The following is a 26,090-nucleotide window of genomic DNA, read 5'->3' on the forward strand; positions in this document are numbered from 1 at the left end:
GCGCCAGAGTCTGCGTCTGAGATACCAGGAGAGTGGGGGATGAGTATTTCGCCGCCACGCGACGGACAGAGACGCTGTTGCTGGGCCCACCTCCATGAGCCAAAACAGCCTCAGCTGGCACGAGGTCTGTGCCGGTGTGAGTACACATATCCCGCGGTTCGAGTTGACCGTTTGTAGTCAACCTCTGCCTTAGGCTGAGCCAATGATTCGCGCACCTCGATGGATGCTGGCAGTGGCTTGTACGGCGACCATGCTGGTTTCGGGTTGCACGGCGATCGTCGATGGTGACGCGATAGCCACTCCCGGCGAAGAGGGCAAGCGGCTCACCAACCCGAAATGCAGCTCGGTGTCGGTGCCGCTTCTGGAAGTGCCGTTGGACAACGACTCTGAGCCACGTGTCGAGGTTCCGCAGCCCGCGGGGTGGGAGCGGGTGAAGCGGTTCGAGAGTGGTGTGGTGCGGGTCTACTTGTCAGCCCCCGATCTTCAGGCCAAGGGGTTTGTTCCGAACGCCACGGTGGCGATGGCCGACCTGACGGGCAAGGTGTCGACAGAGGAGGCTGCATTCGCGGCCGAGCAGCAGGGACTGGAAATGTTTGGCATCACCGACCTTGTCGAAGCGACGGGCACTATCTGCGGGTATCCGTCGAAGACGTTGACCTACAACATGGGTTTGGGAAAGATCCCTGTACACCGGGTCACTACCACCGTTGTGGCGGTGAAGAATGACCGCAAGATTTTCACCATCGGGGTATCGGTGCAGGCTTTGGATGACACTGTGGGCGATTTTGACAGTGCCCGTGAAACTATTCTCGCGGGGCTACAGGTGAGTCCGCCCGCTACATCCTGATATCAGTTGCCGGAGAGGCCCATTGGGCATCGATGATGGTGGTGCGCTGCGGTAGCCGGGGTCGGTAAGTGTCATCTTGTGCCATACGGTCGGCAACGCTGGCGTGAATCCAGGCACCATCGGGAATGCGGCGGCGACGGAATATCAGCAGTGCCCAGAGCCAGTTGACTCGATGAATCTCGCCCATGGCGTAGGTGGGTTCAACCGAGCAATACCGTTGGTATTTTTCAGTATTGAGTAGTAAACCGTGTTGGGCGGCGCCATCGATCACCCATTTGAGTGCGATGTCGGAAAGCCGGTCGTCGTCGGCGTAGTCGCCGCCCACATCGGAATGTATGCCGGCGAACCACGCTTCATCGACGAGTCGTTGATCGCCGAGGTACTTGATGAGGTACTCGCGGTACGGCCGACGTTTCTCGTCGATCGCCACCGCATGTCTACCGGCCAGCGCATTGGGAACACTTGGTGCATAAGGCCATTGCATACTGCGCTTGAAGATGCCGGGCGCGCTGACCGTGTCCCAGAGCCCTAGGTAGGCGATGGGAATGGCAAATTTTCCGTCCTCGCGGCGGGCTACGGTGCGTGAGAACGAGTGCAGCTGATCCCAGCGTTCCGCTGACCAGCTTTCGCATGACTGTGCATACAGGCTCACCGCGTAGGGCACGAGGTTTTGTGAGCCGGGGCGCAGCATGCCCACTGAGTTAAGCAGCCCGGCAAGGCCTCTCGCGCAGAAGGCGCCGCGGCTGAATCCGAAGATGAAGATGCGGTCTCCGGGTTGCCACCGTTCGATCAGATATGTGTAGGCCTGGGCCAGCTTGGCCCGCAGGCCAACCCCGAATGCGATACCCAGCATGCGAGCGGCGAATTGACCTATCGGGGCGTAGGTGCCGATGGCGGGATCGGTGCCGACTCCGGGGTCGTAGTACGAGATCTGCCGGTCGGGAAGATCATGAATCACCATGTCGTAGCCACGGACGACATTCGTGTTTCCCGCAGCACGGATTTGGTTGCCTGTGCCGTCGAAGCAGATGACGATGTTCTTGGTCATCGTCGCGTGGTGCTAGTCCTCGCCGTCGTAGGGCTTCGGATCGTATGGCGAGGCGTGAGGATTCTGGTAGTCGACATGCTCTTCGTTCCACACGCCGATGACGGCGGGGGACACCTTGGGCAGTGGGCCGATCAGTTCATTGCCGTTGTCGAGACTCACCAGGAACTCCGGGGTGAAGTGCTGGTCCTCGTCCTCCTGGTGATGCTGGCCTGCGGCGCCGGGCGTCATCATGGTCGGCGGCTGCGCGATGCCCATGCCCGACATTGGCGACACTGCCGGTGCGGCCGAGAGTCCCATGCCGGCACCCGCGGTGTAGGAACCGGCGATGATCGGCCCGGCAGCGAGGGGAGTCAGATCGGCGTTCTGGTCCTTGTCCTTGTTTTCGTCCTTGTTGGTGGTCGGCTTGCCCCACCGGCCGATGCCATAGGTACCGGGCACTGATCCTGTGTTGGGACCGGTTGCGGTGGTGCTTCCACCTGAGGATGGTCGAGTTCCGGCGCCCGCTCCGGCGGCAGCGGATGCTGCGGCGGCGGGGCCTCCAGCGCCAGCTCCGGAACCACCACCCGCCGCACCTGCGGCGGCTGCGGCAGCACCCGCGGCGCCAGAGCCGCCGGAGGCGGATGCTTGCGCAGGGTCTGCCAAAGCCGCGGCCGCGGCCGCGCGTACCGCGGCTTCATCGATGGGTTTGATCTGGTCGGGCTTGATGTCCTTGCCGGAACCCAAGCCGGATAGCGATGATGCGGCGTTGACCGGCATGGCTGCGGCATCTGCGAACTGCGGAGCGGGAGGAAGGGCGGGGAGACCGGACGCCGCCTGCTGCGACACGGGGGACCAGACGTTCCGCATGATCATGCGGGCCTCGTCTTGCTTCTGCTGCGCGAGCGCTTGTTGCGCGTAGTGCTGCTCGTAGTCGGCCCGTGTGTTGCCTTTGAGCTCTTGCACTTGGACGACATCGGGCATGAGGCTCTTGATCTGCGTCATCGCCGTTTCGACCTCGGCTGGCTTGGTAGCCATGAGTGACAGTCCGTCACTGACCTTTTCGGCGTGAGTCTTGTAATCAGAGACGCCCTGTTTGGCGGCCTCCGCGCCCTGGCCGGTCCACTGCGCGCCTACTGCAGTGTCGAAAGCCTTCTTGAAGTCTTCTAGGGCCTTGCTGAAACCGGTAGCCAGCTTCTGCCAGTCCTCAGAGGCATGGATCGCTTTACCGGGTTCGAACGCGTCAGATGCGGCTTTGATATCCGCGTGGGACCAGCCACCGAAGTCCTCTGTTGGGACCCCGACGGATTCGGTGCCGCCATCGATGTTCGAGCCATGCTGGCGCTGCTGCGCGTAGACAACTTCACGTTCACGGTTGCCCCTAGTCCAGCCGTCTTCTTCTCCAGTCATGGCCCCTCCTTGGTGTCGTGGCGTGCAGCTAGCTCTTTGGGTTCAGACGTCGCACGTAGCGATTCGGTTCCATCTTTTTTCGCAGATCTCAAAGCGGGAAGTAGGGAAGAAGGGCGTCGAGGTTTGTACGAACGGCAGTCACACAGTCGGGATATGGCGTGAAGTCCTCATGCGATGTGTCGACTGCGACCCCGTACACGCCCGTGGTTGCTTCCACGTTGATCACGCAGGAGTCCTTCTGCGGTGGTGTTGCACGGTACGCGAAGAGGGCCTTTCTGCCGCCAATTTCTAGGTCTTGGTATCCCCAGTGGTTGTCGGCTTTCTTGAGCATGTCAAGTGTGTAGTTCGACGCGGCAACGGTGAGGAGGTATCTGGTTCGCGGATAGTACTTGCAGAAGACGGTCTCGATATCGCCGTCCGTCTGGGAGTCTGGGCGGGGAGGTTTCCTATCCAACTGCAGTTGTTCGACGACGCTGGTCGGAATGTCTTTACAGGGGTCAAATGTGATGTGGACACGACCCTTGGAGTTGGTGGGGAGTTGAGACGTCACAGGCGACCCAGTAACTGGGCTGGAACAACCAGTAATGACCATCACTACAGATACTAAGAATGCGACACGAGACATTTGCGCGGCTTCTAACGGCCAGACTGCCCAAAACTGTTCGCGTTGTTGGCGTCTGTTGCCTTGTAGCCCTTCCGTAGCGCGGCGAACAGGGTCTTCATCTCCTCGACTTGGTCGATGTGTGACTGGAACGTGTTATCAGCACTTGTCGCGCTGCCAGAAGCCTTGTGCTGAAATGCCTGCGCTAGCGTGGCGCCCGAGGGGAGCTTCGCTTCAGCGAATCCCAGGGGGTACCCAGCCAAGTCGCGTGCATCCCGGCGAAGGTCCTCGAGCGCCTGGACGTAGCCGCCGCATGCGGCGATGATTGCATCGATCGCGCCATCCTCAAGGTGTAGGACGAGTCGACCGTCCTTGGCGTTCTGCTTCAGGTCGTCTAGCGACATCGAGCCCCCTCAGGTCATGGCCGGATTTGGCCAGGTCAGGTTCATCGTATGTGTATAGGACGTCGATCGTTCCGGATCGGTTCCATCGAATTTCGACGGGTATCCCAACGCCCTATCCGCCCCAGCGTCTGCGCACTCCCGTGTATCGCCAGCCCAGCGCGGCCAACGCCCACGTCACGATGAACAACGCCACGATCACGTAACCCATCGCGGCCAGATCTAGCCCGCCCACCGCAGCCAGCGGACCCGTCGTGATGTCCAGCTTCTCGGTGAGAATCGAAATGATCTCTTGCGAGCCGATCAACACGGCCACCGCCACCGACAACCCGGTGATCACCAGGTTGTAGTAGATCTTGCGTGCGGGCTCTTGGAACGCCCAGTCATAGGCGAAGTTCATCAATGACCCGTCGAGCGAATCGAACAGCGACATGCCAGCACTGAACAAGATGGGCAGCACCAAGATCGCGTACCAGGGCAGCCCGGTCACCGCGGCCCCGCCGGCGATCACCAGCAGTGACACCTCGGTCACCGTGTCGAACCCCAACCCGAACAACAGGCCTACCGGGTACATCTGCCAGGGCTTACGGATCGCCGCCATCAATGGCCCGAAGAGCCGGTTCAGCCCACCGCGATTGGACAGCTCACGCTCTAGCGCCGCCTCGTCGACCTCACCGCCGCGCATCCGCTGGGCAATCCGGTAGATCCCGATCAGTGACACCAGGTTGAGCAACCCGATCAGTAACAGAAACGTCCCGGAGACAGCTGTCCCGAACACGCCCGTCCACTGCTGCAGTGACGAGCTTTCATCGGAAACATTGGCCGCCAACGTCTTAACGCCGAGCGCCAGCAACCCGACCATGATGAACACGATCGACGAATGCCCCAGCGAGAACCAGAAACCCACCGACATAGGGCGCCTGCCATCGGCCACCAGCTTGCGGGTGGTGTTGTCGATGGCCGCGATGTGGTCGGCGTCAAAGGCATGCCGCATGCCCAGCGTGTAGGCCGTGACTCCCAGCCCGACTCCGAACACGCTGCCCTGCACCGTGAAATGAGCGGGCGCAACGAGGAAGAGCAGCATGCCCCAGCCCAGGACGTGCAGTGCGCCCACCGCAACGCTCATTCCGATGACGCTGCGCCGTTGACCCTCGTCCAAACGACGCCACGCGGTGAGAATCTGCACGTCTGCGAGCCTAGACGACCGGCCTACCCATCCGCTCGCGCAAGCGCATGTCCCAGATGAGTAGTGAGTAGGACAACGTCCACAGCTGCGCGGGCAGCATCCGATCGGCGATCCGCAGCGCACTCAACAGCGCATCGAACCGGCGCTGGTCGCGATCCGACCACGGAACCCGCAATAACTCCCGGAACTGCGGTGGCAGAAACCCTTTGGTGGCAAACAGATTGAACCTCCCCGCCGCTCGCAGCGGCCAGGGCAGCATCTTGAACGACGCGACACCCAACAGATGCTCGCGAACCGGCGCATCGATACGCAGCCCGTCGAGGGAACGTTTCCAGTAGTCGTTGAACGCATCCCGATCCGGCGGCCACTGCTCGGGCCGCACCTGCAAGGCCGTGCCGATTCGCGCGCCGTCGCGATAGATCTCGTCGGCCGTTTCGTCATCGAGAGGACCGTGCAGTGACTCATAGGCCTGCACGTAGTACTGATACAGACACGCGGCCACCCACAGCTGCAGATCAGGATCGAAGGCGTTGTATCTCACCGGGCTGGTAGACGTCGAACGCACCTGCCGGTGCACCGCGTCGACACCGCGCTTCATCACCACGCGGTCGTGCTGGCTGCCCATCGTCGCGACGGCCAGAAACATCCCGGTGGTCCGGGCTCGTTTGAACGGATGCTTGTAGACATTGCCGCCGTCGACGGGGCTCTCCAGCACTCCGTATCCGACACCGGGATGTGAAAGCTGCATGATCACGTTTGAGGCAGGCAACAGCAGCGAAGCGGGATTCACCAGGTCCACAAGCCTGGCAGGCGAGTGCTTCATTGCACAGCAAATTCTATAGGGTGTTTGCGTGTCGCGCCGAGGATTTCGCGCCGCGGGTATAGCCCTCGGTTACGCCCTGGACCTGCGCTTTGGCGATCCACAGCGGTTTCACCCGGTCGCCGGTTTTGGGCGGGCCGCCGCGGCGCTGGAGTCGTGCACCTACCGGGACACCAAGCTCGCCGGGGCGGCCCACACCACCGCACTGTTGACCGCTGTCACCGTCGCCGGGTGGGTCGCCGAACGCGCGGCACGCCGCTCCGCGACGGCCACCGTCGTCGTGACGGCCGTCGCGACCTGGGCCACGCTCGGCGGAACCTCCCTGGTTGGAGTCGGTGCCCGGATGTCGGACCACCTGTATGACAACGACCTCGACGACGCACGCGCGCTGCTGCCATCCCTATGCGGCCGGGACCCGAGCCTGCTCGACGTCGACGGCATCGCCCGCGCCACCGTGGAATCTTTGGCCGAGAACACTTCCGACGCCCACACCGGTCCACTGGTATGGGCGGCGCTCGCCGGAGTGCCCGGTGTGCTGGCCTACCGCGCAGCCAACACCCTGGACGCCATGATCGGCCACAAGTCGGCCAGATACCTGCGATTCGGCTGGGCGGCAGCACGGTTGGACGACGTGCTCAACCTGCTCCCGGCCAGAGTCACCGCGCTGGCCACAGCGCTCGCGGCCCCATTCCTCGGGGGCTCAGCCGTCGCGTCGTTGCGTGTCTGCCTGCATGACGGGCATCGCCACCCCAGTCCCAACGCCGGTGTCGCCGAGGCGGCCTTCGCCGGGGCCCTCGGTCTACGCCTGGGCGGCCCGGTTCGGTATCCATACGGTGAGGAGGTCCGTCCCACCTTGGGCCGCGGCGCCGCACCCAGGGTGGGGGATGTCTATGAGGCAGCCCGGCTTTCGCGTGCCGTCCAGCACGTGACGGCCGTTATCGCGGTGCTCGCTGCGCTGCGTCATCGCCGCCCGTAGCGGTCGGCCAACCTCTCCTCGGCAGTCTTCGGTACCCCGGGTTTCGCCGCTTTCACGGTAGCGGCCGCGGCGCGGCGCTGCCTGATTTCGGAGAACACGAAGTACCCCAACCCGATTGGCGCCAGAATCCCGAACGCGATCCACTGGATGCCGTATGACAGGAACGGTCCGGCGTCCAGCTGCGGCAGCGGGATGGCCCCCAAGCCGCCCGGCTGATCCTCCGAGAGCTGTAGATATGGCCCGGCAAGCGGAGTCTTCAGCAGCGTCGCTACCTGCCCGGGAACGATCGAATACACCTGGTACTCACCGTTTTCCAGGAACGGTGCCTTGTCCGACTGCTGTTCGGGTTCCCGCAGCCGCGCGTTGATCGTCACCTGCCCGGTGGGCGCGGCGGGTACCGGCGGCGCGCTGGTGCCCTGCTCGGGGCGCACATAGCCGCGATCCACCAGAATCGCCGGACCACCGTCGACCTGGAACACCGTCAGCGCTTCGTAGGCCGGCTTGGCGTCGATTACCCGCAGCCGGGCCAGCACCTGGCGATCCGGCAGATAGTGGCCCGTGGCCGTCACGCGGCGCCATTCGGAATCCTCGGGCATCGAATGGTCAGGCCGTAGCTCATCTTTCAGTGGCACCGGGTCGGCGCTTACCGAATGGGCGATGCGGTTGTTCTCCCGCGAAGTCTTGGTGTTCTTGCCCAGCTGCCAGGGAGCCAACACCGTGAAGCACAGGTATGCGAAGGCGACGACCACCAGTGCCAGGGCGATCCATCCCGGGCGCAGCAGAAACGCGAGCCGTCGCATCAGCTGCTCTCTCGCTCCGCGAGTGTCTTGTCGACCCACTCGTGCAGGCCGGGCATCGCGGCCTCGATGACCGTCAGCACATCCACGAAATCGTCGCGGCCGCCGTAATACGGGTCCTCGACATCCATGGCCGCCCGGCTGGCCCGCGGATCGAAGGACCGCAGCAGCCGCACGCGCTCGGGGTCGGCTCCCAGATGTAGCAGCATCCGGGAGTGGTTGCGTGCCAGGGCGATGATGAGATCGGCACTCAAATGATCGTCGTCTACCTGGGCCGCGCAGTGATCCGTCGGATAGCCGTATTCGGCCAGCACGCTGGTGGCGCGTTCGTCGGCGGGCTGTCCGGCATGCCAGTCTCCGGTACCGGCACTGCTGACGCGGACCCGATCGCCCAGACCGCGTTCGGCCAACTGGTGCGCCAGCATCTTTTCGGCGATGGGGGAGCGGCAGATGTTGCCGGTGCACACGAAGGTGACGTGCAGCTCAGACATGAAGCTCCTCGCGCAGTTCCTGCGGGGTTCCGACGCGCCCGATGATCCATTCGGCAAGTTCACCGGGATCGCCGTCGAAATCCGTTGCTCCATAACCCCAGTCGACGATGACGGTGCCGATACCGTGGGCGGCGGCGCCCTCCACATCGTGCACCCGGTCACCGACCATCACCACGCCGGTCGCTGGAACCTCGTCCAGCTGGGACAGCGCGTGCGCGATCACATCGGCCTTGCTGGACCGCACCCCGTCCGGGCTTGCGCCCGCGATCACCTGGAAAAACTCGGCAAGCCCGAAATGCTCGAGGATGCGCGCCGCGATGGGCTCGGACTTGGATGTAGCCACCACCATGGGCACCCCTGCCTCGTGCAGCCCGGTCAGCACGTCGTGGATGCCCTCGAACATCGCATTGACGGCCCATCCACGTTCGCCGTAGTCGGCGCGGTAGGCCGCAATCGCGTCGTCGGCACGGTCGCCGAGGCCCATCGAACTGAGGGTGATGTGCATGGGCGGTCCCACCACCCGCGACGCGATATCGCCGGTGGGTTCGGGGGCGCCGACATGGCTGAGCGCGTGACGGAAACTGGAGACGATCCCCGGTGCAGAGTCAGTCAAGGTGCCGTCGAGATCGAAGATCACCAGCATCGGAGGAGCCACCCCCCTACATTAGTGTCGAGACATGACTGGGCCGCGAAAGGGAGTGCGCTACCACGGCGACCAGGCGCTGACACCCGGCGTCCTGGATTTCGCTGTGAACGTGCGCGCTGCCGCGCCGCCGCAGTGGCTGCGCGACCGTCTGGCATCCCGGCTCGATGACCTGGGCGGTTACCCGCGCCGGGCCGATGAGGGGCGCGCCATCGCGGCGATCGCCGAACGACATGGCCGAACGGCCGACGAGGTGTTGCTGCTGGCCGGCGCCGCCGAGGGCTTCGCGATGCTGCCTCGGCTGAACCCGCGACGGGCCGCGGTGTTCGCGCCGGGCTTCACCGAACCGGAAGCAGTCCTTGCCGAGGCAGGGGTCCCCATCGACCACGTGGTGTTGCCGCCACCCTTCACTCTCGGGTCTCAACATGTCCCCGCGGAGGCCGACCTGGTGGTCATCGGGAACCCCACCAACCCGACCTCGGTGCTGCACCGCCGCGCGGACCTTCTCGCGCTGGGTGGCCCCGGGCGAACCCTGGTAGTCGACGAGGCCTTCATGGATGCGGTGCCCGGTGAGCCGGAGTCGCTGGCCGGGCGGCGACTGCCCGGGCTTGTTGTGCTGCGCAGCCTCACCAAGACGTGGTCGCTCGCGGGATTGCGCGCCGGCTACGCCGTCGGTGATCCCGAGGTGCTGGGCAGGCTCGCGCATGGCCGCGCGCATTGGCCCTTGGGCACACTGCAACTCGAAGCCCTCTTCGCCTGCAATACCCCGGAAGCGATTGCACACGCCGCGCAGGACGCGCAGCGTCTTGTCGAGACGCGCGGTGAGCAGGCCGACGCACTGCGCGGCCTGGGGTTGACGGTCACCGATGGATCCGCACCGTTTCTGCTGGTGGCAGTGCCCGATGCGGAATTGATGCGAAAAGGGCTGGCGGTCAATAACATCGCTGTCCGCCGCTGCGACACCTTCGTGGGGCTCGACGGAGACTATCTGCGGGTGGCGGTGCGATCCGAATGGCCGGAGCTGGTGCAAGCGATGAAGGAGATTCTGTAGTGGGTGTGCGGCTCGCGGACATCATCGACGTGCTCGATGCGGCGTATCCGCCCGCGCTCGCCGAATCGTGGGATTCGGTGGGTTTGGTCTGTGGTGATCCAGACCAGCAGATCGACGCGGTAACCGTGACCGTCGATGCGACGGCATCGGTGCTCGACGAAATGGACAACACCGGTTCACATCTGCTGTTGGCACACCATCCGCTGCTACTGCGCGGTGTCGACACGGTGGCAGCCAGCACCCCCAAGGGCGCGTTGATACATCGCCTCATCCGATCCGGCGGTGCCTTGTTCACCGCGCACACCAACGCCGACTCGGCGAGCCCCGGTGTGTCCGACGCGCTGGCCGAAGCCCTGGGGCTGACGGTGACCGCGGTGCTGGCCCCGCAGTTCGCCGACTACGACAAATGGGTGGTGTTTGTGCCCACCGAGTCGGTCGACACGGTGCGCCGTGCCATGTTCGACGCGGGTGCCGGGCATATCGGCGCCTACTCCGACTGTTCCTGGCGCGTCACCGGCACCGGCCAGTTCCGGCCGCTGGACGGTTCGGACCCCGCCATCGGCGCCCATGGCGTCGTGGAGCAGGTCGTCGAGGACAGAGTGGAAATGGTGGCCCCGTCGCGGCTGCGCTGTGCCCTCTACGCGGCGATCCATGCCGCACACCCCTACGAGGTGCCGGCCATCGACGTGTTGCCCATGGCGCCGGTCCCGGCGGGCACCGGTTTGGGGCGCGTGGGTGTACTTGATGAACCAGAACCCTTACGCGACTTCGTATCCCGAGTGGGTTCCGCCTTGCCGGAAACCGTGTGGGGAACCCGTGCCGCCGGCAATCCGGACGCGTTGATCAAGACCGTCGCCGTCTGTGGTGGCGCCGGCGACTCGTTACTGAGCGCCGCCATCGGAGCCGGGGTCGACGCCTACGTCACCGCGGACCTGCGGCACCATCCCGCAGATGAGCACGCACGGGCAAGTAGCGTTGCACTCGTTGACGTGGCGCATTGGGCCAGTGAATTTCCGTGGTGCGCCCAGGCGGCGCGGGTGCTCGACACGGAGTTCGGCACGAAGTTGACGACCAAGATCTCACCGATACGCACCGACCCGTGGACATTAGGAGTCAAGGCATGAAAGCCAATCCGGCACAACAACGTCTGCTGGTAGACCTGGCATCGGTGGATGCCGAATTGACGCGCATCGCGCACCGGCGGGCCAATCCTCCGGAACGGCAGGAACACGGGGAGTTGCAGGCGCAACAGCGGACAATCCTCGACGAGGTGGGTGCGCTCGGCATCGCCCTGGAGGACCTGGACGTACAGGTGGCCAAGCTGGACGCCGAAGTCACCGCCGTCCGTCAGCGGGAGGACCGTGACCGCTCCTTGTTGGCCTCAGGCAGCGTGAACCCGAAGGAACTCACCGATATTCAGCACGAACTCGACACCCTTGAGCGTCGTCAATCCAGCCTGGAGGACTCGGAGCTGGAATTGATGGAGCGCCGTGAGGAGCTGCAGGCCCAACAGGCCTCGGCGCAGGCCAACGCCGACAAGCTCGCGGAGAGGGTGGCGGAGATCGAACGGATCCAGCGTGCGGTTGCCATCGATACCGACGCCGAGGAGAACCAGATCAGGCAGCGTCGTGACGGGCTGTCGTCCTCCATCGACGGCCCGCTGCTGGAAACCTATGAACGGCAGCGCCGTTCGGGGGGTGCGGGAGCGGCTCTGTTGCAAGGCAACAAGTGCGGCGCGTGCCGTATCGAGTTGGACCGAGGTGAACTGGCCCGAATCTCCGCCGCCGATGTAGACGAGGTGCTGCGGTGCTCCGAATGCAGCGCGATCCTGGTGCGCCCGTGAGAGTTCTCGTCGAAGCCGACGGTGGTTCGCGCGGTAACCCCGGATTGGCCGGATATGGCGCAGTGGTGTTCGCCCCCGATCACGAGACGGTGTTGGGGGAGGCCTGCGAGGCGATCGGGCACGCCACCAACAACGTGGCCGAATATCGCGGTCTGATAGCGGGATTGGCGGAGGCAGCACGCCTGGGCGCCACCGAAGTCAGCGTCTCCATGGACTCCAAACTCGTCGTCGAGCAGATGTCGGGCCGCTGGAAGGTCAAGCACCCCGACCTGATCACGCTGTATCAGCAGGCCGTCACCGCCGCAATGCAGTTCGAATCCGTCAGCTATCGGTGGATACCCCGGGAACGCAACAAACATGCCGACCGGCTGGCCAATGAGGCGATGGACCGCGCGAGCGGCATCGAACCCAAGGCGCCGAAGAAGCCGAAGGAAACCAAGGAGCCCAACGAAACCAAGGCTGCCGATACCGCGCCGGGCTGGACGGGTGCGCGCGGCAAGCCAACCCGAATGCTGCTGCTGCGTCACGGTCAGACCGAACTCTCGGTGCAGCGCCGCTACTCCGGACGTGGAAATCCCGAGTTGACTGCGCTGGGGCGTGAGCAGGCTGCGAATGCGGCGCGCTACCTCGCGAGCCGTGGCGGCATCGCCGCCGTCATCAGCTCCCCGTTGGGTCGCGCCAAGGAGACCGCCGCCGCGGCTGCCGACGCGTTGGGAGTCCCGTTGACCGTCGATGACGATCTGATCGAAACCGACTTCGGCAAGTGGGAGGGTTTGACCTTCTCCGAGGCTTCCGAGCGCGACCCACAGTTGCACGCCCAATGGCTCAGCGACACGTCGGTGACCCCACCGGAAGGGGAGAGCTTCGACACCGTGCATCATCGAGTACGCCGTGCACGCAATCGGATTATCGCCGAATACGGCGGCGCAACGGTTTTGGTGGTCTCACATGTCACGCCCATCAAGACGCTGCTGCGTCTGGCGCTGGATGCCGGACCGAGCCTGCTGTATCGGCTGCATCTTGATCTGGCATCGCTGAGCATCGCCGAGTTCTATTCCGATGGGCCGGCATCGGTGCGACTCGTCAACGAGACCTCATACCTGACTTAGGCTGTCGCCATGGCTTCTCGTGATCACGGTGATCCGGGCGATGCGCCCACCATTGCCCCACCCCTGGAAGACGTCGCCAACCCGGCCCGGCCCTCGGCCGCCGAGGAGGCCAGAACGGTCGCGGCGTCTACGAACACCGCGACACTGGCCAGTTTGTCTGCCGACGGTGATCCGTGGGCCTCGTTGGTCACCTATGGGCTGCTGGGCGGAGCACCCGTGCTCTGCGTATCGAAGATGGCCGAACATGGACGCAACCTGATACGTGATGCCAGGGCCAGTCTGTCCATCGTGGCGCCCAACGCGCCCGAGGATCCGTTGGCCAACACCCGGATCACCCTCGCCGGGAAGGTGCGGCGGCCCAGCGCCGAGGAGTTGTCCGCGGCGCGCGAGGCGCATATCGCGGCAGTGCCCGCGGCCCGGTACTACATCGACTACAGCGATTTCGCCGTCTGGATTCTGGATGTCGAACGCGTGCGCTGGGTGGGCGGCTACGGCCGCATGGATTCGGCCACCGGCGCCGATTACGACTCGGCCGCACCCGATCCCGTGTCGACGAAGGCCGCCGGTGCGGTCAGTCACCTCAACGACGACCACGGGCAGGCGCTGCTCGCGATGGCACAACGACTGGGTGGCTACCCCGATGCCACGGAGGCGCGTTGTGAGGGAGCGGACCGGTATGGGTTGGACATTCGGGTGAACACACCACGCGGTTGGTCCGTGACCCGAGTCGGCTACGTCAACCCCATTGACTCGCTGGACGAACTCCGGGGTGCGACCGTGCAACTGGCGCGGCTCTCGGCCCCGGGTACATAGCGCGCGGAGGTTTCGATGTCCACGAATCGGCAAGATTGTGGATAACTCGCGGTGCGGTCGAATGACTGTGGATAACAACAGAAGCCGACGTGCATAGAACTGATGTTCGACTACCGTTATTGATGTGCCTCAGACTGATCCGGCCGTGCGCGCGGCGTGGCTCGTCGAACGAATCGCCGAGCTAGAGCGGGTGAAGGCCGCCGCTGCCGCGGAACAGGCCTACGCGGCAGTGCTGCTCGACCAGGCTCGGCGCGAGGACGAGGCCTCCACCGGGGTGCCACGGCGACGCCAAGGCGTGGGCGTCGCCACCGAAATCGCCTTGGCGCGCCAAGATTCACCGGCCCGCGGCGGTCGTCATCTCGGCTTCGCGAAGGCGCTCGTGAACGAAATGCCCCACACGCTTGCAGCGTTGGAGTGCGGAGCGCTGAATGAATGGCGCGCGACCATTCTGGTGCGCGAAACCGCGTACCTTGCCGTCGAAGATCGGCAGAAGATCGACGTCGAGATGTGCGCGGACTCGGCCCGGCTGCGGGGGATGGGCGATGCCCGCCTGACCGCGGAGGCGAAACGTCTGGCGTACCGACTCGATGCGGAGGCCGTGGTGCGCCGCGCGCGCCGGGCCGAGAACGAACGCCGGGTATCCATCCGACCGGCTCCCGACACCATGACGTACCTGACGGCGCTGCTCCCGGTGAAACAGGGTGTGGCGGTCTATGCGGCTCTCAAACGTGCCGCTGACGCATCGATGGATCCTGTTCGTGGCCAAGGGCAGATCATGGCAGACACCTTGGTGGAACGAGTGACTGGTGTGCCGTCGGCCGAGGCGGTTCCCGTGGGCGTGAACATCACGATCTGCGATGAGGCGCTACTGGGCGGCGGTGCCGAGCCCGCGACGATCGCGGGTCATGGGCCCATCCCGGCCGCTGTAGCGCGCCGGCTCATATCGGATGCCATCAGCGCCGGTGCGAAGGTTCTCGCACGACGGCTGTACCGGCACTGCGGCACAGGCGCGCTGGTTGGTGCCGAGTCGCGAAGCCGTTTGTTCCCCAAGGCGCTGGCGGAGCTGATTGACCTGCGCGATCAGACCTGCCGGACGCCGTATTGCGATGCCCCGATTCGTCACCACGACCATGTTGTGGGCAGTGCTCGGGGTGGGGCTACCTCATTCGTGAACGGTCAAGGCCTCTGCGAGCGTTGCAATTACGTGAAGGAGTCCCCGGGATGGAGACATACTGTCGCGATCACGACTCCGACGGGATCGGTCTATCACTCGACCGCCCCGCCGCTGCCGTGAGTAAAAACGGCCACAAGGCGAGAACAAAGATGCCGACTACGGCGACCGGCGCAATGAACGGCAGCCAGGAGGAGTGTCCCGCCGGTATGGCTGCTGCGAGCAATGCCACGCAGCCGAAGAGCAGTGCGGGAAGCATCTGAGACGGCCATCGCCGGGTATACGCGGCCGATAGGCATATCACGGCGGCCAGACCGCAGAGCATCGCAACTACCGGGGAGACATCAGTGCGCGCCAAGACTCCGATGACCAGCAGCACGGCCACGGCCACACCCGCTTTCACCGGCGTCGTCCCACTCGCGGGCGCCGCGGCAGCATGTGCATGGCGTGGTTCAGTCCGGAGTCGTGGCTCCAGCCGACCACGTCGACTCCCGTGACGGCGATATTGCGGTACATCCGTGAGCGTTCCAACCGCCACCAGCGGGCGACGATCGGATCAGGTTCTTCACGAAAGGGGGAATGGTCGAGCACGTCGACGACCAGGACCGGGTGCCCGCGCCGTCGAAGGTCGGTCAGTGCCAGCCCGAAATCGGCGTTCAGCAGGGTGGAAAATGCCACCACGATCGCGTTGGGTGGCACGGCGGCGCGCGGGGCAAGTGCACTAGTGCTGTGCGCATGCCACTCTCCGGCATCGAGAATGGCGTCAAGCAGGCGATAGAACTGATGGCGACCGATATCGGGGGTAAGCCATCGCGGGGCACTGCCCAGCAAGACCACGCCCGCCCGGTCGCCACGCTGCAACACCGATTGCACCAGCTGGGCGGCGCCGCGTGCGGACCGCTCCGTCGCTACCGTCGCCGGGCCCGACGGTTGCGGGTAGGTGTCGATCAGAACGACAACGTCGGCGGCGCGATCGGTGAGCCGGTCGGTGACATGCAACCGTCCCCGGCGCGCACTGACCCGCCAATTGACCGTGCGCAGTGAGTCACCCGGGACGTACTCGCGGATATCGGCGTACTCGACGCCGGGACCGTGATGCCGCGTGAGATGGGTGCCGATGCGGTCCGGAAGATCGGCGGGCGGCAGCGTGACGTCCTGTGGATCGGCCAACGGATACACCCGCAGCTCGGCCACGGGGAGGCTCACCGGAGCCCCAACCCACAACCCGGATGCCGAGAGCGTCTGAACCTCAACGGCAAGGGTGTACCGGCCCCAGCGTTGTGTCGACACACGCATCGTCACCTGGCTGGGCGCCGTCGCCTTATCCACGACGATCTGCAGACCGTCGACCGGCACCGCGCGCAGCCGGCGCACCACCGCCGGTTCGGCCGCCCCCACCGAGGCGGTGATCGTCACCGACTCAGACTCCAAGCACCGTAACGCTTCTGACTTGCCACAGACCCACACCCGCGCGGGTGCAGGTCGTTTGGCCGCCCCGACCAGCACACCGATGAACGGCGCCGCGAAAACGGCCAGCTGCCACCTGCCCGTCACCATCGCCAGCGTCAACGCGATGCCGGCGCATGCGGCCAGCGCCGACACCAACGGGGACGCGCGCCAACTGATCATCCGGACGCTCGCGGTACCGGTAGCCGGTGCAGCAGCTCATCGACCACATGCGCACCGGTGATGCGACGCACCCACATCTCGGGGCGCAGACTGATCCGGTGCGCCACCGCGGGCACCGCAAGCGCCTTGACGTCTTCGGGAATCACAAAGTCGCGGCCCAGCAGCATGGCGCGCGCCCGCGACATCTGCACCAGGTCCAGCTCGGCGCGCGGGCTGGCACCCACCTCGACATGTGAGTGCGTGCGCGTCGCGGCGGCCAGCGCGACAATGTAGCGAAGCACATCCGGATGCACCGAAACGTGTTCCACGGCTTCCCGCATCATGACGAGGTCTTCGGCGGCGATCACCTGTGAGACCGACGGCTGCGCCGATCCCCGGCTCAGCCGGCGCTGCAGCATCTCGATCTCCAGGTCCTCGCTGAGGTATCCCAATTGCAGCCGGATCGCGAATCGGTCCAGCTGCGCCTCCGGCAGCGGATAGGTTCCCTCATACTCGATGGGATTATCCGTTGCCAGGACCACGAAAGGTGCTGGCAGTCGGCGAGTTTCACCGTCGATGCTGACCTGACCCTCCGCCATCGCCTCCAACAGTGCCGATTGCGTCTTCGGTGGGGTCCGGTTGATCTCGTCAGCCAGCAGGAGATTCGTGAAGATCGGCCCGGTCCGAAACTCGAACCGCCCTGACGACATGTCGTAGATCGTGGAGCCCAGCAGATCCGCAGGCAGCAGATCGGGAGTGAATTGCACCCGGGCGAACTCGAGCCCCAGCGCGGCCGCGAACGACCGGGCGATCAGGGTCTTGCCCAGGCCTGGCAGATCCTCGATGAGGACGTGCCCACGCGCGAGGATCGTCAGCAGAATCAGTTGCAACGCATCGCGTTTCCCGACCACCACCCGCTCGATCTCGGTCAGCACCGCGTCCGCGTGCTGGGCCGCGACGGAAACCGGAAGTGTCGTCACATCTGCTCCAAGCGTTCGAGTATCGATTGCAGTACCGCCCGGCCCGGGGCGGGCTCGGCGCGGTCCGTATGCGACGCGCCGTTCGGATCGACCCAACGCCACAACTCCGGGCCAAACGTCACGCGGCCGGTCTCGGCAAGTGCGGCGCGATCTTTCGACTGTCGATGACCCGCCGCCGTCTCGAAGTCGGCCGCGATAAGCGGGCGCAGGTGCCTATCCCAGTCGCCGCGGGTCCGCTCAGCCCAGCTGATCCTCGCCTCGGCCCGTGCGAGCCATCGATACAAGGTCTCATCGGCCGCAAGGCTGGCCGGCGGTAACGGCTTGGGCCCGGGCGCGCTCCGCAGCTGCCTCCACAGCAGATAGAGAGCGACGGCGACCACCGCGCCGGTGATCGCAAGAGTGTGTGCGCGCAGCGGGCTGGCAGCCACGCAGGCCTCGGCCACGATCACCATCAGCAGTACGGCCGCCACGAGCCACTTCATGGCCTACTCCGCAAGTCGTCCAGCACGGTCTGGAGCCATCGCACCGCCGACTCACGATCGGTCTGGGTCATCCGGTGCGGGCTGAATCGGGCCTCCGAGAAGAGCGAGACAAGCTGAGTACCCGCCTGCGATTGCAGAGCGCCGAGATGGACCGCTCGCTGCAACACCTCCGACGGGGTATCGGAGGCAAGCGGCGCTGCCTCGGGTGCCGCAGTGAGCCCCTGCTCCATGGCCGCGTAGCAGGCGATGATCGATGCGCGCGGATCACGCCCCGGTTCGGCCACCTCGGCGAGACCGAGTTCAACGAGGTGAGCCAGTGATCCTGGTGCGGCATCGGCGGCCCCAGCTTCCCCGGACGGATCGCCGTCGGCATCCACGGTGTCCGGGTCGTTGCGCCGCAACACGAAAACCATGACGGCAATACCGATCAACACCACCCCCAGGACCACCATGGGCATTCCGGGCTCGTCCCGTTCCGGCACGTCGCCGGGTGCCTTGCGCGGCGGGGCGTCAGCGGGCCGGCTCGGTGCGGAAGTGCCCGGAACAGATTCCCGCACCGGTGGATTACCGGTCGGCCTGCTCAGATAGAGCGACATCCATGCCGCACCCATCAGGACAAGTGCGCTGGCGGTCGCGATGAGAGCCTCGCGTCGAGTCAAACCCCGGAACCGTAGATACGACGGGCTCTCCGTCGGCACCGGCATGCCGGGGCGGCGTCTGCGCAGACTCAACAGGATGAGGATGGCTGCGACGCCACATAGCAAGAGCTGCAACGCTACTGAATGTGGCTCATCGCGAGGCTCTTCGGGCTGGGGGAGCACCTTCGTGTCCGGCGGCAGGTAGCTGCGCAGTGCGACAACCGATAACGCGACCAGGACGATGACCCCGCTCGCTCGCAAGAACAGTCTGTTGTCACTGTTCATGCCTCATCGTCACATGTAGAGGGCCGTTCGCGTCAGCAGACGGTCACGAATAGGTGCCCTCGGGAATGAGGTTCGTGATGCAGAAGGGGTGACCGGCCGGGTCGATCAGCACCCGCCATCCGCCCGGATTCGGCTGGGTTTCGGCCTTGGTCGCACCGAGCCCCAGAATGCGCGCCTCTTCGGCATCCAGATCTGCGGCCGCCAGTTCGAGATGCAGTTGTTTCGGGACCGCGCCCGCCGGCCAGTCCGGCACGCGATGGTCTGCCACGCGCTGAAAGGTCAGCAGCACCGCAGCACCCTTCACCGCGACGAACTCCTCGCTTTCGAACAGGATCTCCAGGTCAAGGACCTGCTGATAGAACCGGGCCAGCGCCGCCGGGTCCGTGCAGTCGATCGATATCGCGCCCAGTCGAGCCGTTGTCGTCATGGTGATGAGCTTGTCACGAGTACGATGACCGCGCGGACGAGTTGGCCGGGCGGCCGCGAGCCGCGGGAGAAATCCCGCGGCACGAGGAAAGTCCGGACTTCACAGAGCAGGGTGATTGCTAACGGCAATCCGAGGTGACTCGCGGGACAGTGCCACAGAAAACAGACCGCCACCCGCAAGGGTGGTAAGGGTGAAACGGTGCGGTAAGAGCGCACCAGCGGGCCGGGTGACCGGTTCGGCTCGGTAAACCCCACCCGAAGCAAGGCCAAAAGGTTGTGCTTGCACAGCTGCGGAAGTGTTTGAGGGCTGCTCGCCCGAGCTTCCGGGTAGGCCGCTTGAGGTACCCGGCGACGGTGTGCCCAGATGGATGGTCGCCGCTGCGCGGCCGCGGCTAGCCCGCGGCTGTGCGGAACAGGATCCGGCTTACAGGCCAACTCGCCCGCCTCTCAGCCTGGATTAGTCTGGGTTGGTGACGTTGAAGCGGCTGGTTGCCCGCGACCTCGGCTTCGACGGCATACGTGCCGAGTTCACGCTCCCCGCCGAATTCGGCCCCGACGCCCAGCGCGACGCCGCCCAGGCCGTCGACCGTCACCACGCCGAGCGCATCGACCGCACCGATCTGGAGCTGGTCACCATCGATCCACCCGGAGCGCGCGATCTGGATCAGGCCCTGCACCTGGAACGCACCGCCGACGGATATCTCCTGCATTACGCCATCGCGGACGTGGCCGCGCAGATCGAGCCCGGCAGCGCGCTGGATATCGAGGCGCGACAGCGCGGCGAGACCATCTATCTGCCCGATGGCTCGGTGCCGCTGCATCCCTTGGTGTTCTCCGAGGGCTCGGCGAGCCTGCTACCCAACGAAGTTCGGCCTGCCGCGTTGTGGCGCATCGAAACCGATGCCGCTGCCAACCCGGTCAGCTGGAGCGTCCAGCGCGCCCTGGTGAAATCCGTGCGACAGCTGACCTACCGGGAGGCCCAGGATGCGGCCGAGGCCGGCAATCCGCACCCCTCGATTGCCCTGCTGCCTGAGTTCGGCCGCAAGAGAAGAGACCTCGGTCTCGCGCGGGGTGCCATCGAACTGAACCTCCCCGCACAGGAAGTGGTGCGTGGACCCAGCGGCGACTGGGAGCTGGCCATCGAGGCGCGCACCGACATCGATGGCTGGAACGCGCAGATATCGCTGCTCACCGGCATCTGCGCGGCGCAGATCATGCTCGACGGCGGCATCGGCATGCTGCGTACGCTGCCGCCCGCGGACGGCGACGTGCGGCGATGGATGCGTCGCACCGCCGAGGCGCTGGGGCTGCCCTGGACAAAGGACACCCCGATCGGAGCTCAGCTGGCCGCACTCGATGCCTGCGCCACAACAACATTGGCGATGATGACGCAGGCCACGACGCTCCTGCGGGGTGCCTCCTATCTGGTGTTCGACGGAAACCGGCCGGACGATCAGGTCGCGGGGCATGCGGGCATCGCCGCTCCCTACGCGCACGTGACCGCGCCGTTGCGACGGCTGGGGGACCGGTTTGTCACCGAAATCTGTCTGGCACTGTCGGCCGGCACATCGGTGCCGCAGTGGGCGCGCGACGGTCTACCGGATGTCAGATCCTCGCTGCTGACCTCGAATACGTTGGCCAACAAGGTGGAACAGGCGTGTGTGGATCTGACCGAGGCCACCGTGCTTGCCCCGCAGAAGGGGCAGACCTTCGATTCGGCGGTGCTACGCGGCGCCGAAAAGAAGCGATTCGCAGAGGTCTTCGTGACAGATCCGCCCATCCTTGCCCGCTGCGAGGGTGATCCGCCCGAGGGGCAGCGCGCGAAACTCGCCCTGCGTGAAGCAGATCCGGGCACCCGGACCGTGCTGTTCGGCTTCCCGGCAGAGGGCAGCTGATCACTTTTTGTGGCGCACGGCCTTGCGGAGTGCCTTGAGCGTCGCCTCGACCTGGTGGCGTGCGGTCTCGGCGGCATCATGCTCGCGCTGGTACAGCACCCCGTAGGTGAAGGTGTCCTCGCCGGCGGCGTGCGCCTCGTTTGCCTGCGTGGCGAGATAAGCGCGGCTCACCGTGCTGTCCTGATGCTCACCCAGTAGTTCCTGAATGTCCTTGGCCGCCTGGGATACTCGCTTGGCGCCCTCTGCGCTGGCCACATAGCGCAACCGCTTGGCCGACTTGCGGATGCGATGCAGGGCCTCGTCGCGGTATTCGCCCTCGGCTCGCGCGGCCGCCCGCGCCGCCCGGCGCACCTTGCGGTACGCGGCATCGAGCGTTCCGCCCTCGTCCGAGTGGTGAGTGTCCGATGCTGGTCCGGCGGAGGTGACCAACGCATCCAGGGAATCGAGCAGCCGGAAGTAGCGATGACTGCGCATCGCCGCCAACGACCGGCGTAACCCGTTGTCGTAGTTCTGCCTGGCGGCGTCCACCAGTCGTTCGTGCACCGGGCCACGGATGAGTGTTTCGGGAAGCTCGGAGAGTGCTGCGTCATACCGCTGCGCGAGTACCTCCGCGTCGCGTGCCACCCCGAGAATGTTGGCCAGCAGGCGGAGCTCGTCGAGCGCCTCGGGATTGGCGTCCAGACCGAAGCGCTCGGGGTTGGACTGCAGGAGGCTGCGGATGCGCCGGATGGTGACCCGCATCTGGTGCACCGAATCGTCGGTGTCCACCCGTACCGCACGGTCCCAGCCGAGCAGTTGATCTAGCTGTTCGAGCAGTGCGCGCTGGATCGAGTCCGTGCCCTTCCGCTCGCGTTTGGGCACGTCAAGAACGCGAGCCAACTTTGATCCGTGGCCGGCAGGGGCCGCCCCGGCATCCAGCAGACGTGCGGTGACCCTGTCGAACAGCGTGGAGTCGCCGAACTCAGAGAGCTCCAGCTCCCATTCACGCCAGCTCTGTTCAGAGTCTTCCTCGGCACCCGTGAGCCGCGCGGCGGTCACCTGGTCATCGCAGAATTCGGCGAGCTGCTCGCCGTGGGCACCGATCAGCCGGGACACGGTGCGCACGGTACTGATGCGGGCGACGGGTGCGAGCGCGTCTTCGCGCACGACCGCGAGCACGGTGTCCCGCAGCTCCTCCGGGACCGCGTCGTCGCCGTCATTCAGGGGGAGTCGCAGCTCTGTTCGGGTGTCCGGGCCGGCCGGCAACTTCAGGTGCCATCCGGCGTCGGTGCCGCCGGTGCGGCGTCGCAAGGTGATCTGGTGCTGAGCCAGCCGCTGATCGGGGGTGTCAAAGTACACGGCGTCCAAATTTTGCTGGGGCTGCAGCTCGACCTGCGCGACGGCGGAAATTCCGTCGAATGAGGGATTGATGGTCGCGTCCGTGACGTCGAACTTCCGCTCGACCTCGACGTGTTGAGATGGCATGAGAGGTGTGCCCTGACGGTCGAAGGGACGGGGTGCTCAGCGTGTGCGGGCGAGGTGAGTATGCGACACGGTGCCACATTCAGGTAAACAATGGTCACGAGTCGTCACGGGGTAATCTAAGATTCTCTTAGGGTTCTCATAAGGTCGGGGTATCAGATTTGGGAAGCGATATTCGTTTAGCACCGCGTGTGGTGCCGGGTGTCAGTGTTGCCTGGTCGGTATTGTCCCCCTTATGGGCCGCCAGTCGTGTTCACAGCTAGACCGAGGTCACCATGAAGTTACGCGTTGAGGAGTACTTGGACGGCAAAGGTGCTATCACCTTGCCAGACGGTTACACCGTCAACTACTACCTTGAGCGTGCCGTCGAACAGCTGGGCGACACATTCGCGTACCGATACCTGGACTTCAATGCGAACTCCGATGGCGAACCCAACGATCTCAACTGGACACAGCTTGGCCAGCGCTCGCAAGCCGTAGCGGCACGGCTGCAGCAAGTCACCAAGCCCGGTGATCGTGTCGCGATCCTGGCTCCGCAGGGCATCGACTATGTGATCGGTTTCTATGCCGCCATCGAGGCCGGCAACATTGCCGTTCCACTGTTTGCTCCGGAGCTTCCTGGCCACTCCGAACGGCTGGATGCGGTCCTCACCGATGCGCAGCCCACCGTGGTGCTGACCAACAATGCCGCCGCGGAATCGGTCAGCAGATTTGTCCGCGGGCTGCCCCGGGAACGGCGCCCCCGTGTGGTCGCGGTCGACAGCGTCCCCGATTCGGTGGCCGCCACCTACGTCAAGGTCACACCGGACACCGATGACATCGCATACCTGCAGTACACGTCAGGATCGACCCGGGTTCCGGCCGGTGTGGAGATCACGCACCGTGCGGTGATGACCAACGTTCTGCAGATGATCATCTCGGTGGGCCTGGATGACAGCATCCGCAGTGTCAGCTGGCTGCCGCTGTACCACGACATGGGCCTGCTGATGATTCTGTTCCCGCTGTGCGGCGGCCGGATCACCTTGATGTCGCCGGTGTCGTTCGTGCGCCGTCCCGGACGGTGGATCAAGGAACTGGCCGCCGAGGCGCACCTGGGCCGAACCTTCGCCGCCGCACCGAACTTCGCCTTCGAGCTGGCCGCCGAGCGCGGTTTGCCCAAGGACAACGAGGAACTTGATCTGAGCAATGTCGCGGGTCTGATCAACGGTTCCGAGCCGGTGAGCATCTCCTCGATCCGCAAGTTCAACGACGCTTTCGGGCCCTACGGACTGCCGCCGACGACCATCAAGCCTTCCTACGGCATGGCCGAGGCGACGCTGTTCGTGTCCACCATTCCTTCCGACGCCGAGGCCTCGGTGGTGTACCTGGATCGCAGGGAGCTGGGCAACGGCCGTGCCGTCCGGGTCGCCGAGGACGATGAGCATGCGGTTCCGCAGGTGTCCTGCGGCAAGATCTCCCGCAGCCAGTGGGCCGTGATCGTCAACCCCAATGCCGATACTGAGCTGGCCGACGGCGAAGTCGGGGAGATCTGGCTGCACGGCGATAACCTCGGCCGCGGTTACTGGGGCAGGCCCAAGGAAACCGACTTCTCCTTCCGTAACAAGCTGCAGGCCCGGCTCGACCAGGGCAGCCATGCCACCGGCACCGAGCCCGGCGCTACCTGGTTCCGCACCGGAGACCTGGGTGTGTACCTCGACGGTGAGCTGTACATCACCGGACGGGTCAAGGATCTGGTCATCATCGATGGCCGTAACCACTATCCGCAGGACATCGAGGCCACCGTCGAGGAAGCCTCACCGGCGGTGCGACGCGGTTTCGTGGCGGCGTTCTCGGTGCCCGCGGACGAGCTGCCCGCTGGCGTCGATCAGGGTAACGGCACGGGGGAGCGGGTGGTCATCGTGGCCGAGCGTGCGGCGGGCGCGGGCCGTGCGGCACCGGAGCCCATTGTCGATGCGATCCGCGCGGCGGTATCGCGGCGGCACAACCTGCCCATCGCGGACATCCAGCTGGTTCAGGCAGGCGCCATACCGCGTACCACCAGCGGAAAGCTCGCACGCCGAGCCTGCCGCCAGGAATACCTGGACAACAAACTCGGCGTGCGCGCCTAGCTTGGCGTGATCTGTCAGTAGCTGTGCTCGGGAGCGGGGAAGACCCCGCGCGCCACCTCGTCGGCATACTGCTCGGCGGCCTTGCGCAATTCCGCGCCGACCTGGCCGAACTGCTTGACGAACTTGGCGGTCTTGCCGCTGGTCATACCGGCCATGTCCTGCCACACCAGCACCTGGGCATCGCATTCCCGGCCCGCGCCGATGCCGACGGTCGGGATGGTGAGCTTGCCGGTGATCTGCGTTGCCAGCTCGGCCGGCACCATCTCCATCACCACGGCAATGGCTCCGGCTTCCTGTACCGCGATGGCATCGTGAATGAGCTGTGCGGCGGCATCGTCGCGGCCCTGAACGCGGTATCCGCCAAGGCCGTTCACGCTCTGCGGAGTGAACCCGATATGTGCCACCACGGGAATCCCGGCGGCGGTCAGCGTGGCGATTTGCTCGGCAACGCGTTCTCCGCCTTCGAGTTTCACCGCGTGCGCGCCGGCTTCCTTCATGAACCGGGTCGCGCTCGCCAGGGCCTGCGCGGCCCCACCCTCATAGGAGCCGAAGGGTAGGTCGGCGACGACCAGTGCCTCGGTGGCTCCGCGAACCACGCCGCGTACCAAAGGAATCAGTTCGTCGATGGTGATCGGCACGGTGGTGTCGTACCCGTAGACCACGTTCGCGGCCGAATCTCCGACCAGCAGAACGGGAATCCCGGCCTCGTTGAAAATCCGTGCGGTCGAGTAGTCGTACGCGGTGAGCATCGACCACTTGTGGCCCTCGGCCTTCCACTTCTGTAAGTGGTGCACGCGGGTCTTGGTACGAGGCTTCGGGGAAGTCTCGGAAGCAGCGCCATACAAGGCAGATTCAGACATCAGCGTCTCTTTCGGTCGTCTCCTCAAGGCCCATCCGGGTCCCTGGGTTTCTAACGATCTTCAGTGTGCCACCGGGCGGCGAGGAGATGAATAACTGACCGGGTGGACTTGGTCACACCTGAGGTCGCAGCATTCGGGCACGAGGGGATACCGGCTCGCCTAAC

26 protein-coding genes, 1 other RNA gene and 1 pseudogene are annotated in these 26,090 nt (G+C 65.2%); 11 read left to right on the forward strand and 17 right to left on the reverse strand.

The window, feature by feature from the left end:
- The first annotated feature begins 250 nt into the window (after positions 1–250).
- On the forward strand, positions 251–847 hold the full coding sequence (locus AOT87_RS05615) for an LpqN/LpqT family lipoprotein (RefSeq protein WP_057968460.1): 597 nt from the start codon (positions 251–253) through the stop codon (positions 845–847).
- Here the strand turns inward: AOT87_RS05615 and AOT87_RS05620 are convergent.
- The 6 genes from AOT87_RS05620 to AOT87_RS05645 form a co-directional block, all read right to left on the reverse strand.
- Positions 837–1,895, reverse strand: a complete 1,059-nt coding sequence (locus tag AOT87_RS05620; protein WP_057968459.1) for a DUF2235 domain-containing protein — start codon at positions 1,893–1,895, stop codon at positions 837–839. The two genes, AOT87_RS05615 and AOT87_RS05620, sit on opposite strands and share 11 nt — an antisense overlap.
- 12 nt (positions 1,896–1,907) lie before the next feature.
- Entirely contained in the window at positions 1,908–3,281 is a 1,374-nt protein-coding gene (locus tag AOT87_RS05625) for a hypothetical protein (protein ID WP_057969485.1), read from the reverse strand.
- Between the two features lie 88 nt (positions 3,282–3,369).
- The gene (locus tag AOT87_RS05630) at positions 3,370–3,906 is read right to left on the reverse strand and encodes a DUF3558 domain-containing protein (RefSeq protein ID WP_057969484.1); all 537 of its coding nucleotides are present in this window, start codon (positions 3,904–3,906) and stop codon (positions 3,370–3,372) included.
- 11 nt (positions 3,907–3,917) lie between these two features.
- Positions 3,918–4,286: a hypothetical protein gene (locus AOT87_RS05635; RefSeq protein ID WP_057969483.1), complete on the reverse strand. Its 369-nt coding sequence runs from the start codon at positions 4,284–4,286 to the stop codon at positions 3,918–3,920.
- Positions 4,287–4,398: 112 nt separating this feature from the next.
- Positions 4,399–5,442 (reverse strand): HoxN/HupN/NixA family nickel/cobalt transporter, encoded by a 1,044-nt coding sequence (locus AOT87_RS05640; RefSeq protein WP_198528415.1) that lies wholly within the window; start codon positions 5,440–5,442, stop codon positions 4,399–4,401.
- 37 nt (positions 5,443–5,479) lie between these two features.
- Positions 5,480–6,292, reverse strand: a complete 813-nt coding sequence (locus AOT87_RS05645) for an oxygenase MpaB family protein (protein ID WP_057969195.1) — start codon at positions 6,290–6,292, stop codon at positions 5,480–5,482.
- 28 nt (positions 6,293–6,320) lie between these two features.
- Between AOT87_RS05645 and AOT87_RS05650 the strand changes: the two genes are divergently transcribed.
- Positions 6,321–7,265: a cobalamin biosynthesis protein gene (locus AOT87_RS05650; protein ID WP_057969194.1), complete on the forward strand. Its 945-nt coding sequence runs from the start codon at positions 6,321–6,323 to the stop codon at positions 7,263–7,265.
- Here AOT87_RS05650 and AOT87_RS05655 read toward each other — a convergent pair.
- Genes AOT87_RS05655 through AOT87_RS05665 form a run of 3 tightly spaced genes read right to left on the reverse strand, consistent with a single transcriptional unit; the run spans position 7,250 to position 9,196 of the window.
- Positions 7,250–8,065, reverse strand: coding sequence for an SURF1 family protein (locus tag AOT87_RS05655; RefSeq protein WP_057969193.1), 816 nt, complete (start codon positions 8,063–8,065; stop codon positions 7,250–7,252). The genes AOT87_RS05650 and AOT87_RS05655 overlap by 16 nt on opposite strands.
- Positions 8,065–8,553, reverse strand: coding sequence for a low molecular weight protein-tyrosine-phosphatase (locus AOT87_RS05660; protein ID WP_057969192.1), 489 nt, complete (start codon positions 8,551–8,553; stop codon positions 8,065–8,067). The genes AOT87_RS05655 and AOT87_RS05660 overlap by 1 nt, the downstream gene beginning before the upstream one ends.
- Entirely contained in the window at positions 8,546–9,196 is a 651-nt protein-coding gene (locus tag AOT87_RS05665; RefSeq protein ID WP_081343179.1) for an HAD-IA family hydrolase, read from the reverse strand. Before AOT87_RS05665 ends, AOT87_RS05660 begins: the two co-directional genes overlap by 8 nt.
- A gap of 34 nt (positions 9,197–9,230) precedes the next feature.
- Between AOT87_RS05665 and cobC the strand changes: the two genes are divergently transcribed.
- From cobC to AOT87_RS05695, 6 genes are all read left to right on the forward strand, one after another.
- Positions 9,231–10,247, forward strand: a complete 1,017-nt coding sequence (cobC, locus tag AOT87_RS05670) for an Rv2231c family pyridoxal phosphate-dependent protein CobC (protein ID WP_057969191.1) — start codon at positions 9,231–9,233, stop codon at positions 10,245–10,247.
- Positions 10,247–11,371, forward strand: a complete 1,125-nt coding sequence (locus tag AOT87_RS05675; RefSeq protein ID WP_057969190.1) for a Nif3-like dinuclear metal center hexameric protein — start codon at positions 10,247–10,249, stop codon at positions 11,369–11,371. The genes cobC and AOT87_RS05675 overlap by 1 nt, the downstream gene beginning before the upstream one ends.
- Positions 11,368–12,090 (forward strand): C4-type zinc ribbon domain-containing protein, encoded by a 723-nt coding sequence (locus AOT87_RS05680; protein WP_057969189.1) that lies wholly within the window; start codon positions 11,368–11,370, stop codon positions 12,088–12,090. The genes AOT87_RS05675 and AOT87_RS05680 overlap by 4 nt, the downstream gene beginning before the upstream one ends.
- Complete coding sequence (locus tag AOT87_RS05685; RefSeq protein ID WP_057969199.1) at positions 12,087–13,199, forward strand: bifunctional RNase H/acid phosphatase; 1,113 nt, start codon at positions 12,087–12,089, stop codon at positions 13,197–13,199. The genes AOT87_RS05680 and AOT87_RS05685 overlap by 4 nt, the downstream gene beginning before the upstream one ends.
- Positions 13,200–13,208: 9 nt before the next feature.
- The gene (locus AOT87_RS05690) at positions 13,209–14,012 is read left to right on the forward strand and encodes a DUF2470 domain-containing protein (protein ID WP_057966250.1); all 804 of its coding nucleotides are present in this window, start codon (positions 13,209–13,211) and stop codon (positions 14,010–14,012) included.
- A gap of 124 nt (positions 14,013–14,136) precedes the next feature.
- A complete protein-coding gene (locus tag AOT87_RS05695; RefSeq protein WP_057969188.1) occupies positions 14,137–15,306 on the forward strand; it encodes a DUF222 domain-containing protein in 1,170 nt (389 codons plus the stop codon).
- Here the strand turns inward: AOT87_RS05695 and AOT87_RS28625 are convergent.
- The 6 genes and pseudogenes from AOT87_RS28625 to AOT87_RS05720 form a co-directional block, all read right to left on the reverse strand.
- Positions 15,279–15,577 (reverse strand): annotated as a pseudogene (locus AOT87_RS28625) (hypothetical protein); the annotation flags it as partial. The gene AOT87_RS05695 and the pseudogene AOT87_RS28625 sit on opposite strands and share 28 nt — an antisense overlap.
- Before the next feature lie 5 nt (positions 15,578–15,582).
- The gene (locus tag AOT87_RS05700; protein WP_057969186.1) at positions 15,583–16,812 is read right to left on the reverse strand and encodes a DUF58 domain-containing protein; all 1,230 of its coding nucleotides are present in this window, start codon (positions 16,810–16,812) and stop codon (positions 15,583–15,585) included.
- Positions 16,809–17,771, reverse strand: a complete 963-nt coding sequence (locus tag AOT87_RS05705) for a MoxR family ATPase (RefSeq protein ID WP_057969185.1) — start codon at positions 17,769–17,771, stop codon at positions 16,809–16,811. The genes AOT87_RS05700 and AOT87_RS05705 overlap by 4 nt, the downstream gene beginning before the upstream one ends.
- Positions 17,768–18,253 (reverse strand): hypothetical protein, encoded by a 486-nt coding sequence (locus AOT87_RS05710; protein WP_057969184.1) that lies wholly within the window; start codon positions 18,251–18,253, stop codon positions 17,768–17,770. The genes AOT87_RS05705 and AOT87_RS05710 overlap by 4 nt, the downstream gene beginning before the upstream one ends.
- Positions 18,250–19,176, reverse strand: a complete 927-nt coding sequence (locus AOT87_RS05715; protein WP_057969183.1) for a DUF4129 domain-containing protein — start codon at positions 19,174–19,176, stop codon at positions 18,250–18,252. Before AOT87_RS05715 ends, AOT87_RS05710 begins: the two co-directional genes overlap by 4 nt.
- A gap of 43 nt (positions 19,177–19,219) precedes the next feature.
- Positions 19,220–19,603, reverse strand: coding sequence for a VOC family protein (locus AOT87_RS05720; protein WP_046253355.1), 384 nt, complete (start codon positions 19,601–19,603; stop codon positions 19,220–19,222).
- Between the two features lie 37 nt (positions 19,604–19,640).
- On the opposite strand from AOT87_RS05720, the gene rnpB reads away from it, so the two are divergent.
- Positions 19,641–20,045, forward strand: an RNA gene (rnpB, locus tag AOT87_RS05875) — RNase P RNA component class A.
- Between the two features lie 27 nt (positions 20,046–20,072).
- The gene (locus AOT87_RS05725; RefSeq protein WP_057969182.1) at positions 20,073–21,497 is read left to right on the forward strand and encodes an RNB domain-containing ribonuclease; all 1,425 of its coding nucleotides are present in this window, start codon (positions 20,073–20,075) and stop codon (positions 21,495–21,497) included.
- Here AOT87_RS05725 and AOT87_RS05730 read toward each other — a convergent pair whose 3' ends face one another.
- Positions 21,498–22,961 carry a CYTH and CHAD domain-containing protein gene (locus tag AOT87_RS05730; protein WP_057969181.1) on the reverse strand — a complete coding sequence of 488 codons (1,464 nt, stop codon included), beginning with the start codon at positions 22,959–22,961 and terminating at the stop codon, positions 21,498–21,500.
- 272 nt (positions 22,962–23,233) lie between these two features.
- Here AOT87_RS05730 and AOT87_RS05735 point away from each other — a divergent pair, with 272 nt between their 5' ends.
- On the forward strand, positions 23,234–25,066 hold the full coding sequence (locus AOT87_RS05735; RefSeq protein ID WP_030095413.1) for a fatty acyl-AMP ligase: 1,833 nt from the start codon (positions 23,234–23,236) through the stop codon (positions 25,064–25,066).
- A 14-nt stretch (positions 25,067–25,080) separates the two neighbouring features.
- Here AOT87_RS05735 and panB read toward each other — a convergent pair whose 3' ends face one another.
- A complete protein-coding gene (gene panB, locus AOT87_RS05740) occupies positions 25,081–25,926 on the reverse strand; it encodes a 3-methyl-2-oxobutanoate hydroxymethyltransferase (RefSeq protein WP_057969180.1) in 846 nt (281 codons plus the stop codon).
- Between the last annotated feature and the right edge of the window lie 164 nt (positions 25,927–26,090).

This window comes from Mycobacteroides sp. H003 (assembly GCF_001440135.1).
In the GTDB taxonomy this organism is placed as follows: domain Bacteria; phylum Actinomycetota; class Actinomycetes; order Mycobacteriales; family Mycobacteriaceae; genus Mycobacterium; species Mycobacterium gwanakae.